The organism is Burkholderia sp. FL-7-2-10-S1-D7, assembly GCF_001524185.1.
Taxonomy (GTDB): domain Bacteria; phylum Pseudomonadota; class Gammaproteobacteria; order Burkholderiales; family Burkholderiaceae; genus Burkholderia; species Burkholderia diffusa.
In genome coordinates this window covers 1-1,294 of the sequence record NZ_LOWY01000078.1, presented here as the reverse complement: position 1 = coordinate 1,294, position 1,294 = coordinate 1, and the positions used below count along the sequence as shown (strand labels likewise).

The following is a 1,294-nucleotide window of genomic DNA, read 5'->3' as shown; positions in this document are numbered from 1 at the left end:
ACCAGTGCGATCACCTCGGCACGCCGCAGGAACTGACCGACGAGCACAGCGAGATTGCGTGGAGCGCAGAGTACCGTGCCTGGGGCGTCACGCAGGAGGCGATTCGCAAGGCCTTGGGGAAGACACCGATCGCCAATCCCATCCGTTTCCAAGGGCAGTACCATGACCATGAGTCGGGGCTGCACTACAACCGGTATCGGTACTACGATCCCAATACGGGGCGCTTTGTATCAAAGGACCCGATCGGGCTGGCCGGGGGGCTGAATTCATATCAGTACGCGCCCAATCCGGTGCAGTGGACAGATCCGCTTGGATTGAGCAACACGTTCCCGTCGAATCCAGACGACATGACAAAGGTCTTGGGTGTTGATCCTAAGATTGGAACGACTCCGGATGGAATGCCTCGCTATACTTGGTTGCCGAATAGCAACACACGCATCCGCTACGAGAGCCATCCCGAGGGTTTATGCCCTTGCGACAAAGGATTCAACCCGCGCCATCATGGGGCGCATTACCACGTAGAAACGAAACCCGACGGCTTGAGCTGGGGCCAAGCAGGGCGGCACGGTCAGACAACCAAATCATTACCGGACGGCTACACACGGGGTAGCGGCACGGGATTCACTCCAGGCGAAAATTTTCCGGGAAGTTGAGAAATGAAAAGCAGTGAGATTTTTGTCGCTGATGCACAGATCGAGTCCTTCTCCTATCGAGAGGGACGTCTAGCAGTACTTATACAGGCCGATAGCGGAATGTTTGAGGTCATCTTCGATACCGTCCTTGGCATGAAGGCCATTTCTCCAGAGGGACAAGATTTGTCGCATTTGGAAGAAAGCAGGGGGGGGGCTTATCTTATTGCCACATGTGAAACAGCGGAGGAACCGGCCGATGGGTTTAGGGAGTTCAGCTTTATCTCAGCTTGGACTGATGAGCCGTTGTTGACGGTAATTGCTATTGACGTTCAGGTTTACAGAGCGTCGAATTAGACAAGGACCCATGTTTGAACTCGAGGCGCACCATATCAAAAACGCATTTAGGGAAGAATTACTGACCAGCTTCGTACCGGTAGCGCAGGCGGTGCGCGACGACGCCATCGAATTGCTCGACCAGCCGGAGTACGGCGACTACTAGCGGCAGGACGAAGACCCGCTGTGGCTGCCGCCGCCGCCCGCACCAGCCATCGACAGCTTGGCGTGGTACCAGTGCGATCACCTCGGCACGCCGCAGGAGCTGACCGACGAGCACGGCGAGATTGCGTGGAGCGCGGAGTACCGCGCGTGGGGCGTTGCGCAGG

Annotated in this window: 4 protein-coding genes; all 4 read left to right on the top strand. The window is 56.9% G+C overall.

The features are described 5' to 3' along the window. On the top strand, positions 1-653 hold a 653-nt coding region (locus WS75_RS32770; protein ID WP_179948944.1), incomplete at its 5' end, for an RHS repeat-associated core domain-containing protein. Positions 654-656: 3 nt separating this feature from the next. After that, the gene (locus WS75_RS23890) at positions 657-986 is read left to right on the top strand and encodes a hypothetical protein (protein WP_059683857.1); all 330 of its coding nucleotides are present in this window, start codon (positions 657-659) and stop codon (positions 984-986) included. A gap of 10 nt (positions 987-996) precedes the next feature. Next, complete coding sequence (locus tag WS75_RS34725; protein WP_257129441.1) at positions 997-1,131, top strand: hypothetical protein; 135 nt, start codon at positions 997-999, stop codon at positions 1,129-1,131. 57 nt (positions 1,132-1,188) lie between these two features. Then, positions 1,189-1,294: RHS domain-containing protein (locus WS75_RS34350; RefSeq protein ID WP_257129442.1), on the top strand; the 106-nt coding region annotated here is incomplete at its 3' end.

Coding starts and splice junctions, on each gene's coding strand:
- WS75_RS23890 (WP_059683857.1), top strand. CDS start 657: ATGAAAAGCAGTGAGATTTTTGTCGCTGATGCACAGATCGAGTCCTTC.
- WS75_RS34725 (WP_257129441.1), top strand. CDS start 997: ATGTTTGAACTCGAGGCGCACCATATCAAAAACGCATTTAGGGAAGAA.